This window comes from Citrobacter cronae, assembly GCF_016893685.1.
GTDB lineage: Bacteria > Pseudomonadota > Gammaproteobacteria > Enterobacterales > Enterobacteriaceae > Citrobacter > Citrobacter werkmanii.
Window position 1 is genome coordinate 2,386,838 of the sequence record NZ_CP069763.1, and the last position, 16,260, is coordinate 2,403,097.

The 16,260-nt window shown below is 55.6% G+C and carries 15 protein-coding genes; 2 read left to right on the forward strand and 13 right to left on the reverse strand.

What is annotated here, in order from left to right:
* Positions 1–8 precede the first annotated feature (8 nt).
* The 13 genes from cbdX to puuD form a co-directional block, all read right to left on the reverse strand.
* Positions 9–98 carry a cytochrome bd-II oxidase subunit CbdX gene (gene cbdX, locus JSN25_RS10115; protein WP_069323885.1) on the reverse strand — a complete coding sequence of 30 codons (90 nt, stop codon included), beginning with the start codon at positions 96–98 and terminating at the stop codon, positions 9–11.
* Positions 99–111: 13 nt separating this feature from the next.
* Positions 112–1,248 (reverse strand): cytochrome d ubiquinol oxidase subunit II, encoded by a 1,137-nt coding sequence (appB, locus tag JSN25_RS10120; RefSeq protein WP_204525687.1) that lies wholly within the window; start codon positions 1,246–1,248, stop codon positions 112–114.
* A gap of 11 nt (positions 1,249–1,259) precedes the next feature.
* Positions 1,260–2,804 (reverse strand): cytochrome bd-II oxidase subunit 1, encoded by a 1,545-nt coding sequence (gene appC / locus JSN25_RS10125; RefSeq protein ID WP_137351118.1) that lies wholly within the window; start codon positions 2,802–2,804, stop codon positions 1,260–1,262.
* 90 nt (positions 2,805–2,894) lie between these two features.
* Complete coding sequence (locus tag JSN25_RS10130) at positions 2,895–3,752, reverse strand: hydrogenase expression/formation protein (RefSeq protein ID WP_204525720.1); 858 nt, start codon at positions 3,750–3,752, stop codon at positions 2,895–2,897.
* Positions 3,752–4,153 carry a hydrogenase-1 operon protein HyaE gene (hyaE, locus tag JSN25_RS10135; protein WP_085047690.1) on the reverse strand — a complete coding sequence of 134 codons (402 nt, stop codon included), beginning with the start codon at positions 4,151–4,153 and terminating at the stop codon, positions 3,752–3,754. Before hyaE ends, JSN25_RS10130 begins: the two co-directional genes overlap by 1 nt.
* 5 nt (positions 4,154–4,158) lie before the next feature.
* Positions 4,159–4,740, reverse strand: coding sequence for a hydrogenase 1 maturation protease (gene hyaD / locus JSN25_RS10140; RefSeq protein ID WP_085047689.1), 582 nt, complete (start codon positions 4,738–4,740; stop codon positions 4,159–4,161).
* Positions 4,737–5,471, reverse strand: coding sequence for a Ni/Fe-hydrogenase b-type cytochrome subunit (gene hyaC, locus JSN25_RS10145; RefSeq protein WP_069323888.1), 735 nt, complete (start codon positions 5,469–5,471; stop codon positions 4,737–4,739). The genes hyaD and hyaC overlap by 4 nt, the downstream gene beginning before the upstream one ends.
* Positions 5,472–5,490: 19 nt before the next feature.
* A complete protein-coding gene (hyaB, locus tag JSN25_RS10150; protein ID WP_085047688.1) occupies positions 5,491–7,284 on the reverse strand; it encodes a Ni/Fe-hydrogenase large subunit in 1,794 nt (597 codons plus the stop codon).
* Positions 7,281–8,408 (reverse strand): hydrogenase 1 small subunit, encoded by a 1,128-nt coding sequence (hyaA, locus tag JSN25_RS10155; RefSeq protein ID WP_079225335.1) that lies wholly within the window; start codon positions 8,406–8,408, stop codon positions 7,281–7,283. The genes hyaB and hyaA overlap by 4 nt, the downstream gene beginning before the upstream one ends.
* 208 nt (positions 8,409–8,616) lie before the next feature.
* Positions 8,617–9,897: an NAD(P)/FAD-dependent oxidoreductase gene (locus JSN25_RS10160; RefSeq protein WP_038637921.1), complete on the reverse strand. Its 1,281-nt coding sequence runs from the start codon at positions 9,895–9,897 to the stop codon at positions 8,617–8,619.
* 2 nt (positions 9,898–9,899) lie between these two features.
* Positions 9,900–11,387 carry an aldehyde dehydrogenase PuuC gene (gene puuC / locus JSN25_RS10165; protein ID WP_204525688.1) on the reverse strand — a complete coding sequence of 496 codons (1,488 nt, stop codon included), beginning with the start codon at positions 11,385–11,387 and terminating at the stop codon, positions 9,900–9,902.
* 138 nt (positions 11,388–11,525) lie between these two features.
* On the reverse strand, positions 11,526–12,083 hold the full coding sequence (gene puuR / locus JSN25_RS10170; protein WP_038637926.1) for an HTH-type transcriptional regulator PuuR: 558 nt from the start codon (positions 12,081–12,083) through the stop codon (positions 11,526–11,528).
* Between the two features lie 25 nt (positions 12,084–12,108).
* Positions 12,109–12,873, reverse strand: a complete 765-nt coding sequence (gene puuD, locus JSN25_RS10175; RefSeq protein WP_003838709.1) for a gamma-glutamyl-gamma-aminobutyrate hydrolase — start codon at positions 12,871–12,873, stop codon at positions 12,109–12,111.
* Between the two features lie 211 nt (positions 12,874–13,084).
* On the opposite strand from puuD, the gene JSN25_RS10180 reads away from it, so the two are divergent.
* Entirely contained in the window at positions 13,085–14,503 is a 1,419-nt protein-coding gene (locus tag JSN25_RS10180; RefSeq protein ID WP_204525689.1) for a glutamine synthetase family protein, read from the forward strand.
* Between the two features lie 343 nt (positions 14,504–14,846).
* Entirely contained in the window at positions 14,847–16,235 is a 1,389-nt protein-coding gene (locus JSN25_RS10185; RefSeq protein WP_038637934.1) for an APC family permease, read from the forward strand.
* Positions 16,236–16,260: the final 25 nt, after the last annotated feature.

A 16,260-nucleotide genomic window follows, 5' to 3' on the forward strand; every position in this document is an offset into this window, starting at 1 on the left:
TCGCAAAACTACTTCTGCCGCGACTCAAGCCAGACCAGCGCCAGCGTGGAGAACGCGCACATCAGCAGAATGCCGACCAGCCAAAACAGATACCACATTGTGCATTCCTCCCTAGTAAAGTTCGTGGTTGTGGCGGCGGATCGTTTCTACCTTGATTCGCCCCAGCATCTTGTAATAACTCCAGGCGGTATAAAGCAGCACTATCGGTAGAAAAATCAGCACAATAACCAACATGATACTGAGCGTCATCTGGCTGGAGGTACTGTCCCACACCGTCAGGCTGGACAGGGGTTGCACGCTTGAAGGCATCACAAACGGAAACAGGGTGATTCCGGCGGTGAAGATCACGCAGGCCTGGGTCAGGGAAGCGCACAAAAATCCCCACACGGCCCGACGTTGCCCGCAGGCATAGATCGTGAGCATTGGGAAAATCATGCCAGCTAGCGGAATAATCAACAGCAGTGGTGACTGATAAAAGTGCGCCATCCACGTGCCCGGCGAGGTTGTTACCGCTTTTAATAGCGGGTTGGAAGGACCATTAGGATCTTGGCTAAGCAGCACAAAACCATCAATTCCTGTCCACAGCCAGTAACCGGCTAACAGAAAGCAGAGTACCACCAGCATTGCGCTGCGGCGGGTGGCGGACAGCGCGCGCTGGCGAACGATGCCATCGGTTTTTAACTGGAGCCACACGCCCCCTTGCAGAATAACCAGCATCAAGCTTAACGCGCCGCACAACAGGGCAAAGGGAGAGAGTAACTGCCAGAAGGTGCCCAGGTATTGCACATGCAGTTGCGGCGTAAGGATAAAAGGCACGCCCAAAAACAGGTTGCCGAACGCAATGCCGAAAATAACAGGCGGAACCAGACTGCCGATAACCAACCCGGTGTCCCATATTCTGCGCCAGCGCGCGTTGGCTATTTTACCGCGATAGTCAAAAGCCAACGGGCGAAAGAAAAGGGCGCATAGCACCAGAATCATCGCCACATAAAATCCCGAAAAAGCGGCGGCATAGACGCGTGGCCAGGCGGCGAATAATGCGCCGCCCGCCAGAATGAGCCACACCTGATTACCTTCCCAGTGCGCCCCGACGCTATTGATTAATACCCGGCGTTCGTCATCGTTACGCGCGATCAGCGGCAACAGGCAGCCGACCCCCATATCAAATCCGTCAGTGGCCATAAAGGCCACCAGAATGATGCCAATTAGCAGCCACCAAATGAGCCGCAGCGTTGCATAATCCAACATGATTATCTCCTTTATCCCTGTTGTTGCGCCGGTTGTTGGTCCCGCATCGTATCTGGACCCAGACGCGCGTATTTTTGCATCAGGTAGACCTCTGCAATTAAAAACAGGGTGTAAAGCGTAAGGATAAGCCCCATGGAGAAGGCCAACTGGCTCGCGCTCAGCGCGGAGTGGGCGTACCAGGTGGGTAAAATATCCTGAATCGCCCACGGCTGACGGCCAAACTCCGTCATAAACCAGCCTGCTTCAATGGCAATCCACGGTAGCGGCAGACTCCACAGCGTCATGCGCAGTACCCAGCGATGCTGGTCGATACGCCAGCGTAAGGTTTGTATCAGCGCAATCGCCATCACCAGCAGCAGCAGAGAACCGCATCCAATCATGATGCGAAAGCTCCAGAACACGGGGGCCACCTGCGGGATGGCGCCGCGTTGCGCGGCTTGATATTGCGCGGGCGTAACGTGGTTCATATCAGGCGCGTAGTTCGCCAACAGGATGCCGTAACCCAGATCATTTTCTACGGCGTGGAAAGCCTTCAGCACCTGAGGCGTGCGGTTACCGTTGGCGATTTCCTGCAACAATAACCACGCTTCCCGGCCCCGCTGCAGGCGGGGGAGCGCGTCCGCCATCAGATTTTTGAGTCCCGGAACCGGGGTATCTAACGAGTGGGTCGCCAGGATACCCAGCAGGGCCGGTATCTTCACGGAAAAGGCGTTACGCTCTTGTTCCTGCTGCGGCCAGGCGATGACATGAAAAGGAGCGGGGGCGGGCTCGGTGTGCCATTCTCCTTCCATTGCCGCCAGTTTTACCGGCTGGAGCCGGGCGACCTCATAGGCTGAACTGTCACCCAGTTGCAGGGTGCCGAGGATAGCCAGCGTGCCAAAAACGGAACCCACCGCGAAGGAGCGCAGGGCAAACTCGCGATTGCGACCACGCAGCAGATACCAGGCGCTGATGGACATCACAAACACGGCACCCGTGACATAACCGGACATCACGGTATGGACAAATTTCACCTGGCTGACAGGGTTAAAGACCAGTTCGCTAAAACTGCTCATCTCCATGCGCAGGGTATCGATATTAAAGTGAGCACCGGTCGGATATTGCATCCAGCCGTTAGCGTTGAGGATCCACAGCGCCGAGATATTGGATCCAAACGCGACCAGCCAGGTCACCAGTAAGTGCTGGTACTTGTTTAAACGCTGCCAGCCGAAGAAGAACAGCCCGACGAAGGTGGATTCAAGAAAGAAAGCCATCAGGGCTTCCATCGCCAACGGGGCGCCGAAAATATCGCCCACATAGTTGGAATAGAGCGACCAGTTAGTGCCGAACTGAAACTCCATGGTCAGGCCGGTAGCCACGCCGAGCGCAAAGTTAATACCGAATAATTTTCCCCAGAAACGGGTCATGTCGCGGTAGATGGTTTTGCCGGTCACCACGAACAGGGTTTCCATGATGGCCAGCAAAAATATCAGCCCCAGCGTCAGGGGAACAAACAGAAAATGGTATAGCGCGGTCAGCGCAAACTGCCAGCGCGATAAGTCAATGACGTCCCACATGTGAACTCCATCAGGCATTAGAGAGTGAATAGATAAAGAAGAAAACGTCAGACCCGCAGCAGAAAAGTACGCGGGTCTTATAGAGGGGAGTCAGGCAGGCGGGCCGGATGCAAGCCAGGCGCAGACTTCATCCAGGCGCTCGAGCGAGTCGAGCAGATCTTCCGGCGCAGCCAGTACCAGTTCCGGTAATGGACAGATCTCATAACTCTCGAGCAAAAGCCCTTTCAGGGTATCCAGACAGCGCACATGCCAGACATGGCGCAGCGCCGTGGCGTCGATTTGGCTCTCGCCGTAGCCGATGGTGCGGATCTGAATGTGCCCTTCGCCGCACAGATTGGCGAGGAATCGGCGATCCGCGTCGCTAACAGGCAGTTGGGTGAGGTTAATGCTATGAGGACGCGTGGCCGGATCGCGCAGGTGCGCCAGCAGTTCCTGGGCCAGCGTCAGGCCATTCATCAATCCGTCGATGGGCGGAGGCAGCAGGCTATCGTCCGGCAGCGTATTGAGTGTTGCCGCCTGCCATAGCGCCTGCGGCGCGCTACCGGCTTCCAGATATTCTTCCCATTGGCCCTTGTCATTCTGACAACGCACTCGCCAGATGCCGCAGAAAATCGACTCCTGAATTTCACTTTCCCGGCCGTCAGCATGCTGGATGCGTGCTGAAACTTCGCCTTCACCGAGCAGCGTATTCAAAAACGTGAGATCGTCGGCGTTGAGCGTGGATAGATCCCATCTCAACACCTCCTGCCTGACGGGAATTCTCCGGGCGAGCTGGTGGCGTACATCGGCTAACAATGCCATCACCGCCGGGCTGTGCGGGCAGTTTTCCAGCATCGCCATGCTGGGGTCGCAGTTGACCTGGCAGGTGAGGGGCAAGGGATTCATGCTGAAGCTATCATCGCCCGGCTGCGTACCCGGACCCAGCAGATGAAAAAAGGAATCGCTCATCATGCAGACTCCGGCGGTATCTGTTCTTCAACTAAGGGCCGCATCAGGTTAAGCAGGTCAGCCCAGGGGTGGATGCCGCTGAGAATGCCGCGCAGCTCGCCGTGGATAAACACCAGTGTGGCCGGGAAGCGGAACACGCTAAAACGATCGCCGATCGCCTCGCTGTGTTCAAGGTCGGCCATGGCTATTTGCCAGGCAAACTGGGGAAACTCCCGCAGTAACTCGGCAATCATGACCGGGTTGTCGCTGACTTCCGGCGTGCGGCGGGGATCGCTGCTGAGCAGGACCACGCCATTGCCCACGCGGGTTACCCAGCCATCCAGTTCAGACGCGCTCAGCGGTTGCCAGCCACGCGCCAGCATACGTTGCCATAACGCAGAAAATGGGGTGTCATTTAACATATTGTTTATTCCTCCAGCGTCACGCGATACTGGCGAATACGCACGCCTTCATAGTTTTCCATCGACAGGCATTCATAGTTCAGGCAACGCGTTTCCTCGTTTCTCTGTGGCGCGATACCCCACGCGGCCAGCTGCGTAAGCGCGGCTTGTTCCGCCGCCGGGAGCTGAGCGCGTGCGATGTCGGTCAGGCTGCCGCCATAGTCGTCCAGTTGTACCGGCTGCAGTCCCACGAGAGCGATGTGCGCGGGGAGATGGCCGCGAATATCTGCCAGCGCCAGCACCTCGGAGAAGCTGTTCTGGTGCAGACTCATTTTTTTGGCGCTGAGGTAACTGGGGACTTTGTCACCGGCGTAGGTTTGCAGAGTGCCCGGCGCGAGTCCGTAGTCGATGGCGTCCAGCAGCAGCAAATGGCTGGCCTGTTCAACATAGCCCAGCAGATTCAGCCCCTGGGTGCCGCCATCGACAATCTCTACCCATTCTGGCCAGTGATAGTGGGCGTACAGGCGCTCCGCGAGGCGAATGCCAAACCCTTCGTCTGCCCACAGCAGGTTGCCCAGGCCCATCACGATGACGTTCGGTTCGCTCATGACGCCTCCTTGTCGCGCTGACGTTTGGCAAATTTGTGGCTACGATAGCCGTTGACCATGGTCGAGATGACGGTATCGTCGGACATGATGTCCTCGCGGATAGCCATGTATACATGACCTATGATGAAGGCGGCGATGAACCACATTCCTAGCCGGTGCCAGCTGTGAATATCGAGAGAGTTGCCGCCGGTCCAGTAGAAAAACTCCGTCACATAGCGGAAGGGAGTGAAAATGGCGTACTGGCTATGCTCGCTGTATAAGGCAAAACCGGTCAGGATCATAAAAACGGAGAGCAGGAAATAGCCAAACATCGCTGCCTGCGCAACGGGGTTATGTCCGATATCCTCCCCTGGTTTCTTTTCCAGAAACAGATACCAGCGCACTACCGAAAACGCCCCCTGCCACCAACTGCGACGCCAGACCGGCACGATAAACAACTCGCGTGAATAACGGTTACCGACAAAGGCCCAGTAAACGCGCATCAGCAGTATCACTGTGAACACCATGGCGGCGGCGAAATGCGCCAGCCGGATGTCGCCCATATAGAACAGATAGGTGGCCTCGCCGCTGACCGATGGCAGCGGTCGGCCAATAAAGTATCCGGTCACCATCAAAACCAACATGCAGCCTACCGTCAGCCAGTGCCACAAGCGAACAGGCGCTTCAAACACATAGTGGCTGACGGCGGTATCACGCGCCTCCCCGACGCGTGGGGATATCTTTCCAGTCATCGTTCCTTTTCCTCAACGCTTAGCGAACCTGGACTGCGATCAGTTCGCTGCCGTCGTCGCCAAGCACGTGGGTTGAACATGCCAGGCAGGGGTCGAAGCTGTGCAAGGTGCGCAAGATCTCCAGTGGTTGATCCGGTATCGCCATTTGGGTACCCATCAGCGCCGCCTCGTAAGCGCCAATTTGCCCCTTTGGATCGCGCGGGCTGGCATTCCAGGTGGTTGGCACCACGCACTGATACAGATCGATTTTCTGGTCGCGAATCGATGCCCAGTGGCCTAATGCCCCGCGCGGCGCCTCGGTAAAACCGATCCCGCGGCAGTGCTGCGGCCAGCTTTCTGGCTCCCATTTTTCGGTATTCGCCGTCGCCAGGTTGCCGTTTTTCAGGTTGGTCATCAGCTTGTCGAAGAAATATTGCAACTTGCTCACGGCCCACTGCGCTTCGTGCGCCCGGCACAGAATTCGGCCCAGCGTTGACTGCATGCCCGACAGCGGCAGTTTGAGGGCGGACATCATGCGATCTACGGATTCAATCGTCGCGGCATCCCCTTTGTGATAGGCAATCAGCGTGCGCGCCAACGGTCCAACCTCCATGGCGTGTCCCCGCCAGCGCGGGGCTTTAATCCACGAGTAACGTTCCTGCTCGTTAAGTTGCTGGATATTAATATCGCTGCCTTTCACATCGCCGGGGTTATACCAGGGTTCGGTAATGCCTTCGAAGGGGTGGCGGCCCAACTGATCGTCCGGGTAACGGTACCAGGCGTGATCGACAAACTCCTGAATTTGCTGCTGATCGGCGAGGTCCACAGGCAATACGTTGTTAAAATCACCGTTAATCACCGCGCCGCCAGGCATCAACAGGCTTTTGTCGCTGAAGTCGTTGGCGATATCCGGGAACGCGCCGTAGCTCAAAACGCATTTATCAGAAAGCCCGGTGCCAATCTGGCTCCAGGATTTATTGAACTGACCGATAGCCAGCGCGTCAGGCACCATCACGTTGTTGATAAAGTCAGCGGTGCGGGTGATGATCGACTGCACCAGGTTCAGGCGTTCCATATCGACCGCGCCTACTGCGCCACTCTGATCGATATTGATAGCGCACGGCATACCCCCGACAATCCAGTTAGGATGGGGGTTTTTACCGCCAAACACCGTATGGATTTTGATAATCTCGCGCTGAAAATCGAGCGCTTCCAGATAGTGGGCAAAGCCCATCAAGTTAGCCTCTGGCGATAGCTTGTACTGCGGATGGCCCCAATAACCGTTGCGGAAAATCCCCAACTGACCGCCTTCGACAAATTTCTTCAGCCGATTTTGGACGTCAAAGAAGTAGCCCGGTGAGGACATCGGCCAGGCAGAAAGACTCTGCGCCAGTTGCGATGTGGCGCGAGGATCTGCTTTCAGAGCATTCAGCACGTCAATCCAGTCCATTCCGGCTAACTGGTAAAAGTGCACCAGATGGTCGTGGCACCACAGCGTGGCCAGCATAATATTGCGAATGATGTTGGCATTGTCGGGCACCTTAATGCCAATGGCATCTTCAATGGCGTAGACAGAGGCAAGGGCATGTACACCGGTGCACACCCCGCAAATTCGTTCGACAAATGCCCATGCGTCGCGCGGGTCGCGACCCTGAAGAATGATCTCCAGTCCGCGGAACATGGTGCCGCAAGAAACCGCGTTGGTGATGATGTTCTGCTCATCAATGTTCACTTCACAACGCATATGACCTTCAATGCGCGTAATGGGATCCACAACCAGACGGCGACCGGCATTGTTTAAGGTATATCCCTGGGTTTGATATGAATGGCTCATGCCTGTTTATCCTCATTATCTGACGACTGCTGTCTGGCGTCGGCTAATTGCTGTTTGTGGCGGTTGTGTTGGTTGACGGCGCTGGCGACGGCGTGGACGCCGACGCCGGCAGCCACGACGCCAAGCGCGGTGAGGCCCACGGTATCGGCGGTGGAATGCGTTCCCATCTGTGGAATATCAACCACGCGGCTGTAGAACGAGCCGCGATCCCAGAAGCCGTTCTCTGAACATCCCAGACAACCGTGACCGGACTGGATGGGGAAGGAAACGCCGCCATTCCAGCGAGTGGTGGAGCAGGCGTTATAGGTGGTTGGCCCTTTACAGCCCATTTTGTACAGGCAATAGCCTTTGCGGGCGGCATCATCGTCCCAGCTTTCGACGAACTCCCCGGCGTCAAAGTGGGCGCGGCGGTAACATTTGTCATGAATACGCTGGCCGTAGAACATCAGCGGACGCCCCAGACGGTCGAGTTCAGGCAGTCTGTCAAACGTCACCATGTAGGTGATGATGGCGCTCATGACGTCCGGAATCGGCGGGCAGCCGGGCACTTTCACGATCGGCTTATCGGTGATCACTTTATCGATCGGGGTTGCCTGGGTGGGGTTAGGCCGGGCAGCCTGCACGCAGCCCCAGGAGGCACAGGTGCCCCAGGCTATGATCGCGCTGGCTCCGGCGGCGGCGCGTTTGAGTTTTTCCACAAAGGGTCTTCCGCCGCTAATGCAGAACATCCCTTGTTCACCCAGCGGAGGATTACCTTCGACGGCCAGAATGTAGCGGCCGTGGTACTGGCGCAGAATGTCTTCAAATACCTCTTCGGCCTGCGTTCCGGCGGCGGCCATCAGCGTGTCGTCGTAATCGAGGGAAATCAGAGAGAGGATGACGTCTTTGGCGAGTGGGTGCGAGGAGCGAATAAACGATTCGGTACAGCAGGTACATTCCAGCCCGTGGATCCAGACGACCGGGATCCGGGGTTTGTTCTCCAACGCCCAGGCTATTCGGGGCGTCATTCCAGCCCCTAATCCCAGCGATGTTGCGGCGAGGCTACAATATTTAAGAAAACTGCGTCGGCTCACTCCCTTCCGGCGCATCGCCTGATAAAAGGTCTCCTCATTATTCGTATTCATAACACGCGTTTCTTCCCCCGTTGAGTTCTGGCGCACGCCGCCAGCGATATCTAAAAAAGCGTATCCGATTAGAGGAGAGAAACAATGCGAAGAGTGTGGTTATGTCCTATAGCGATATATTCGTGACTGTTATCTGTTTTTCACCGACCGGGAATAAAAAAACGCACAGGGGAGACCGCCCTGTGCGTCGGGTTTATCGCGGAAGAACTTAAACCCCAAGGCGATCGCGTAAGCTGTAATAGGCCGCCCCCATGGCGGTAAAGGGAATGCGCAGGCTGCGGCCTCCCGGGAACGGGTAGTGTGGCAGGTTGGCGAATGCGTCAAAGCGCTCGGCATCCCCGCGCAGCAGTTCGGAAATCAGGCGTCCAGCCAGATGGGTACAGGTCACGCCGTGACCGCTGTAACCCTGCATATAGTAAATATTGGTATCGAGGCGGCCGAACTGCGGCATACGTGATAACGTCAACAGGAAATTACCGGTCCAGCGGTAATCAATTTTTACCCCCCGCAATTGCGGGAAGGTCTTCAGCAGATTCGGCATCACCAGGCGTTCAATATCGTTCGGATCGCGTGCGCCGTAGACCACGCCGCCGCCGTACAGCAGGCGGTTATCGCCGGTCAGACGGTAGTAATCCAGCAGGTAGTTGCAATCTTCCACACAGTAGTTTTTTGGGATCAGCGAACGTGCCATTTCGGCGGACAGCGGTTCGGTGGTTAACACCTGGGTGCCGCACGGCATGCTGCTTTTGGCCAGCGCAGGTTCCAGTTTGTCGCCGAGGTAGGCGTTGCCCGCGACGATCACAAAGCGGGCTGTCACCTGACCTTTTTCCGTGCTGACCACCGCCGGGCTGGTGTGTTGAATACGGGTGACCGGCGACTGTTCGAAGATGCGTCCGCCGTTCAGACGAATGGCGTTAGCTTCGCCAATCGCCAGATTGAGCGGATGAATATGGCCACCGCTGTGGTCGAGCAGCGCGCCGACATAGCGATCGCTACTGACTTCGCGGCGAATTTCGCTGCTGTCTAACAGTTCAAGCTGTGTGTTGCCGTAGCGTTCCCAGTTCGACTTCTGCTCTTCCAGCGTTTCCATCTGCTTATGGTTCAGCGCCACAAACAGCCCGCCAGGACGATAATCGCAGTCAATCTGATAACGTTTAATGCGTTCGCGAATGATATCGCCGCCTTCAAACATCATGCTGCCGAGCATTTTGGCGGCGTCCGGGCCGTAGCTGCGTTCGATAACATCAATATCGCGACTGTAAGAGTTAACCAACTGGCCGCCGTTGCGTCCGCTGGCGCCAAAACCAATACGTGCGGATTCCAGTAGCACCACGTCGTAACCCATTTCCGCTAAATGCAGGGCGGAGGAGAGTCCGGTATAGCCGCCGCCCACGACACAGACATCACAGCTAACCGATTCGCTAAGGGTGGGAAACGGTTCGTACTGATTGGCGCTTGCGGCGTAATAACTGCTGGTATGTTCAGTCATGATTAAGGCTCCAGGGAGATCCAAATGGTTTTCAGTTCGCTAAATTTTTCCAGGGCATGCAGGGACTTATCGCGCCCGTTGCCGCTTTGCTTATAACCGCCGAACGGTACGGTCATATCACCGTCGTTGTAGTTATTCACGAAGACTGAACCGGCCTTCAGGCGACGACTCATGCGATGGGCGCGCGACAAATCGCGGGTCCAGACCGCGGCGCCCAGGCCGTAGTCGCTGTCGTTGGCCAGCGCCAGGGCTTCGGCTTCGCTGCTAAAACGGGTGATGACCAGTACCGGGCCGAAGATCTCATCGCGGCTGACGTGGGCTTGTGGCGCGGTATTGACAAAAATCGTCGGGCCGATAGCCGCCGGATGAACATGGCTGCGGCCATCCAGCGCCAGCGTGCCTTGCGTTTCACCGTCGCGAATAAAGGTGTCCACGGTGTCGGCATGCGCATTGTCGATAAGCGTGCCCATCGTGGTTTCAGGATCGAGCGGGTTGCCCGGCTGCCAGTTTTTCGCCTGCTCTTTCAACAGCGCGATAAATTCGTCGGCAATACTCTCTTCCAGCAGCAGACGCGTACCGGCGATACAGATCTGACCCTGGTTGTAGAAAATGCCTGCCGCGGCAGTGGCGGCGGCTTTCGCTAGATCCGGGCAGTCGGCAAACACGATGTTGGCGCTTTTACCGCCAGCTTCCAGCCACACGCGTTTCATGTTGCTGTCGCCAGCATCTTTTAGCAGTTGCTTGCCGGTGCGGGTTGAGCCAGTAAAAGTGATAACGTCGACATCCGGATGTTGCGACAACGCCTGGCCCGCTTCGTGGCCATACCCGCTAACCACGCTGAGAACGCCATCGGGCAAACCCGCTTTTTTAGCCAGTGCCGCAAGACGTATGGCGGTCAGCGGGGACTTCTCCGAGGGTTTGAGGATCACGCTGTTACCGGCGGCCAGCGCGGGGCCAAGTTTCCAACAGGCCAGTAGCAGGGGAAAGTTCCACGGAACGATAGCCGCGATTACGCCCACCGGTTCGCGCACAATCAGCGCCAGATCGTTTACCGAGGTGGTGGCAACTTCGCCATAGACTTTATCAATAGCTTCGGCGTACCAACGAATGGCGCGCGCCGCGCCTGGAATATCATCACGCAGGCTATGGCGAATCGGTTTACCGGTGTCGAGCGTTTCCAGTAGCGCCAGCTCCTCGTGATGCTGCTCCATTAAATCTGCAAGCTTGTGGAGAACCGCCTTGCGCTCTGCGGGTGTTGCCTGCGACCAGTCACCGCGTTCAAAGACGGCGCGGGCTGCGGTGACCGCACGATCCACATCCGCTTTTTTGCCGCGGGCGACTTTGGCGAGTGGGCGCTGGCCGGCCGGATCCTGAGTAATAAAGGTTTCGTTATCGGCGGCGGCGCAATATTCGCCGTTAATAAATAAACGGGTTTCCGGCGAATAATGACTGGCTTTCTCACGCCAATATTTAAGGTTCTGAAAGTTCATAGCTACTCCTTTTATATCAATAAGATAAAGTTCGTTGCTGATCTTTTTCAGGCAAAATCAGGCTGCACGATGCCCCAGGGATTTACCCTGTTAATGCGCGTTATTTAAGAAGGCCTGAGAAACTCAGGCCGCTACTTATTAGAATGTGGTGGGAGTGTGGGCACTGATAATGCGGCAGATCCCTGCCGAGGTGTTGCTGAAGCTGTGTGGAATGCCGGTGTTAATGGCATAACTTTGCCCTGCAACAAGATGATACGTTTGACCGTTGATGGTCAAAACGACTTCACCTTCCAGTATTGTCCCAATCTCTTCACCCTGGTGTTTAATTCTCTCCCCGGTTGTCGTGCCTGGCTGATAGGTTTCAAACATCATTGCCAGCGTACGATTCGGATTTCCGTTGTGAACTAACTTCATGGATACTCCCTGACTCCCGATCTCAATCAAATCATCCTGATTGATAACCACCTGCGGTTCGTCAGGCTTTTCCGGTTCCGCGAAGAACTCGGAGAGCGACAGCCCATATACTTTCAATAGCTTTTGCAGCGTACTGATGGCAGGACTGACTTTGTCCTGCTCTATGGTACTGATGGCGCTATGCGTCAACCCAGACAGTTCGGCGGCACGACGTTGCGAAAGACCCAATTGCTGGCGGATCTCTGACAAACGTTTACCCGGCGCCAGGCCGTCATCGCTCATAATTGCATTTCCTTAACAGTAGTGGTCAGAGTCGCTGTTTTTCAGCGAGGTGGTTCTGACAAGCGGTGATAAAACCTTCAAGTAACAAACGCGACAGGGCGTATTCGCTACTGTTCCATTCCGGGTGCCACTGCACGCCGAGCGCGAAAGGATGGTCGTGAACGCTGGCCGCTTCCACTAATCCATCCTGCGATCGTGCTTCCACGCGCAGCTGCGGGCCAAGGGTTTTTGCACCCTGACCATGTAAGGAGTTAACCCAAAACGTGCTGCAACCTGGTATTAATTGCGACAGCAATCCTCCCTGTTGAACCTGGACTTCATGAGATGGGGCGTATTGCTGCTCCACCGGGAGTTCCGCATCTTCACGATGTTCCAGAAACTGTGAGTGATCGCACAGGCGACGATACAGAGTCCCGCCAGTGGCGACAACTAATTCCTGTAAGCCCCGGCAGATGGCGAAAATGGGAATGCGCCTTTCGAGCCCGGCGGTAATTAGCGCCATGCTCAGAAGATCACGCCCCGGATCGGCGTCAGACTCATCGCCATTTTCACCATAGAGGTGCGGTTGCACATTGCTTGGGCTTCCAGGCAGGAAGATACCATCCAGTTTTGGTAACAGCGCGTTCAGTAATTCTGGCTCCGCGAGCGCATGAGGTAACGCTATCGGTAATCCACCGGCATTCAAAACCGCATTCAGGTACTTTTCTTGCAGAGTCTGGGTCTCGTGACCCTTAAGCCTGTTCCTACACATCACTACACCAATAACTGGCTTGTCAAATATATTGCCCATGATCGACCTCACGTTTTGGAATAAATTATTGCCAAACGGTTCCTTGTTGTGCAATTCCGTTCATTATTTTCTCAATCTAGCAGCGTAATAACCTTCTAGCAAACTTAATTTAACATTTGACAAACAAATTGTTTGCATCCAGAGTCGAAGGGTGGACATTATATTTAACAGTCAAATCACAGAAAGCTTACCAGGCCAACGGCGGTGAATCATGGAAACCAATATCGTAGAAGTTGAGAATTTTGTTCAGCATTCTGAAGAGAGGCGAAGTAGCGCGTTTGCGCGCGAAGTGAAGCAATATCTGGAACGTTATCCCAACACGCAGTTTGTCGATGTGCTGTTAACCGACCTTAACGGTTGTTTTCGCGGTAAACGCATTCCTGTGTCGGGATTGTCTAAGTTAGAGAAGGGCTGTTATTTTCCCGCATCGGTGTTCGCGATGGACATTCTGGGCAATGTGGTGGAAGAGGCGGGGTTAGGACAAGAACTTGGCGAACCGGACAGGACCTGTGTGCCAGTGCTCGGAACGTTAACCCCTTCGGCCGCCGATCCGGAATTTATTGGCCAGATGATGCTGACAATGCTGGATGAAGATGGCGCTCCCTTTGACGTTGAGCCGCGGAACGTTCTCAACCGACTCTGGCAGAAACTGCGCCAGCGCGGTTTGTTCCCCGTCGTAGCGGTAGAGCTGGAGTTCTATTTACTCGATCGCAAGCGCGATCCCGAAGGTTATCTGCAGCCGCCATGCGCGCCGGGAACGGACGATCGTAATACCCAAAGTCAGGTTTACTCCGTTGATAACCTGAACCACTTTGCTGATGTGCTGAACGATATCGACGAACTGGCCCGTCTGCAGTTGATCCCGGCCGACGGTGCGGTGGCCGAAGCATCTCCTGGTCAGTTTGAAATCAATCTCATCCATACCGATAACGTACTCGACGCCTGTGACGATGCGCTGGCGCTGAAGCGCCTGGTGCGGCTGGTGGCGGAGAAACATAAGATGCATGCCACCTTTATGGCAAAGCCCTATGAGGAGCATGCCGGTAGCGGGATGCATATCCACATCAGCATTATGAATAACAAAGGCGAGAACGTGCTGGCCGATGCGAATGGCGATGATTCTGCGTTACTTAAGCGTGCGCTTGCCGGGATGATTGATCTGATGCCCGCGTCGATGGCGCTGCTGGCGCCAAATGTGAACTCTTATCGTCGCTTCCAGCCGGGGATGTATGTCCCTACCCAGGCTTCCTGGGGGCATAACAACCGTACGGTGGCGCTGCGCATTCCCTGCGGCGATCGTGATAATCATCGGGTTGAATACCGTGTGGCGGGGGCTGATGCCAACCCTTATCTGGTGATGTCGACCATTCTGGCCGGGATCCTCCATGGTCTGGATAACGAGCTGTCGTTACAGGAAGAGGTGGAAGGCAACGGACTGGAGCAGGAAGGTTTGCCGTTCCCGATCCGTCAGAGCGATGCGCTGTGGGAGTTTATGCAAAACGACAGTCTGCGTGAATTATTGGGGGAGCGTTTTAGCCACGTGTATCACGCCTGTAAAAACGATGAATTAATCCAGTTTGAACGTCTTATCACCGACACTGAAATTGAGTGGATGTTGAAAAACGCCTGACCGTCGTACAGGTCATTTAAAAAGAAGTCGCATCATGCGGGCTGAGCGGAGCCAGCCCGTAAAAATTGCAGGAATACCTGCCATTTCCCGGATGTCGCGTAATGGAGCGCGGGCGACAACGGGTCTTCAGATAACCGACAGAGTTTGTGACGAGGAAATGTGATGATGCCAGTGTTTAAAAACCAGCCCCGCGTGAGCATCCATGGCTCCCGCAGTAAGTACGGACCACACCTTAGCCGTACGACATTGACGCCTTACTTTTGGAGATCCGCCCCGACACGACTCAGGTTTGCGTTACCAACGTTTCGAACGCAGACCTGGACTCGTTGCGGGGAGGATCGCTATGTCGACTAATTCTCCTGTGGACGTTGCAGCCCAGCCGGGCAAAACACAACTGCGAAAATCCCTGAAGCTGTGGCAGGTGGTGGTGATGGGGTTGGCCTATCTCACGCCGATGACGGTGTTTGACACCTTTGGGATTGTTTCGGGCGTCAGCAATGGCCATGTTCCGGCCTCCTATCTGCTGGCCCTGGCGGGGGTGCTGTTCACTGCCATCAGTTACGGTAAGCTGGTACGCCAGTTTCCGCAGGCCGGTTCGGCCTACACCTATGCGCAAAAAGCCATCAATCCGCACGTGGGGTTTATGGTTGGCTGGTCGTCGCTGCTTGACTACCTTTTCCTGCCGATGATTAACGTCCTGCTGGCGAAAATTTACCTCTCCGCGCTGTTCCCGGAGGTCGCGCCATGGATTTGGGTGGTGATGTTCGTGGCGATCCTCACCGCGGCCAATTTGAAAAGCGTTAATCTGGTGGCGAACTTCAATGCGCTGTTTGTGCTGGTGCAGGTGGCGATAATCGCCGTGTTTATCTTCCTCGTGGTACAGGGACTGCATAAAGGCGAGGGGGTCGGCACCGTCTGGTCGCTGCAACCGTTTATTAGCCAGAATGCGCATTTGATCCCGATTATCACCGGGGCGACTATCGTCTGCTTCTCGTTCCTCGGCTTTGATGCGGTGACGACGCTTTCTGAAGAAACGCCGGATGCGGCGCGTACCATCCCGAAAGCTATTTTCCTCACCGCCCTGTACGGTGGGTTGATCTTCATTGCCGCTTCGTTCTTTATGCAGCTGTTTTTCCCGGATATTAGCCGCTTTAAAGACCCGGATGCGGCGCTGCCGGAGATTGCGCTGTATGTCGGCGGCAAACTGTTCCAGTCCATTTTCCTGTGTACGACTTTTGTGAATACGCTGGCGTCAGGCCTGGCGTCGCATGCCAGTGTATCTCGTTTGCTGTACGTGATGGGCCGGGATAACGTCTTCCCGGAGAAGTACTTCGGTTATGTTCATCCGAAATGGCGCACCCCTGCGCTAAACGTCATTATGGTCGGCATTGTGGCGCTGTCAGCGCTGTTTTTTGACCTGGTGACCGCCACGGCGTTGATTAACTTTGGCGCGCTGGTGGCCTTTACGTTCGTCAATTTGTCGGTGTTTAACCACTTCTGGCGGCGTGAAGGACGTAAACATACCTGGCAGGAGAAACTGCACTATCTGGTATTGCCAATGGTTGGCGCCGCCACGGTTGCCGTACTGTGGGTCAATCTGGAGGTGACATCGCTGACGCTGGGACTGGTATGGGCCGGGTTAGGGTTGGTGTATCTCGCCTGGCTGACCGGACGTTTTCGTAAGCCGCCGCCGCAGTTTGACGCGGCGAAAACTGAACGGGCCTGGGAGTAATGGAAGCGGAATCAACAATAGCTTT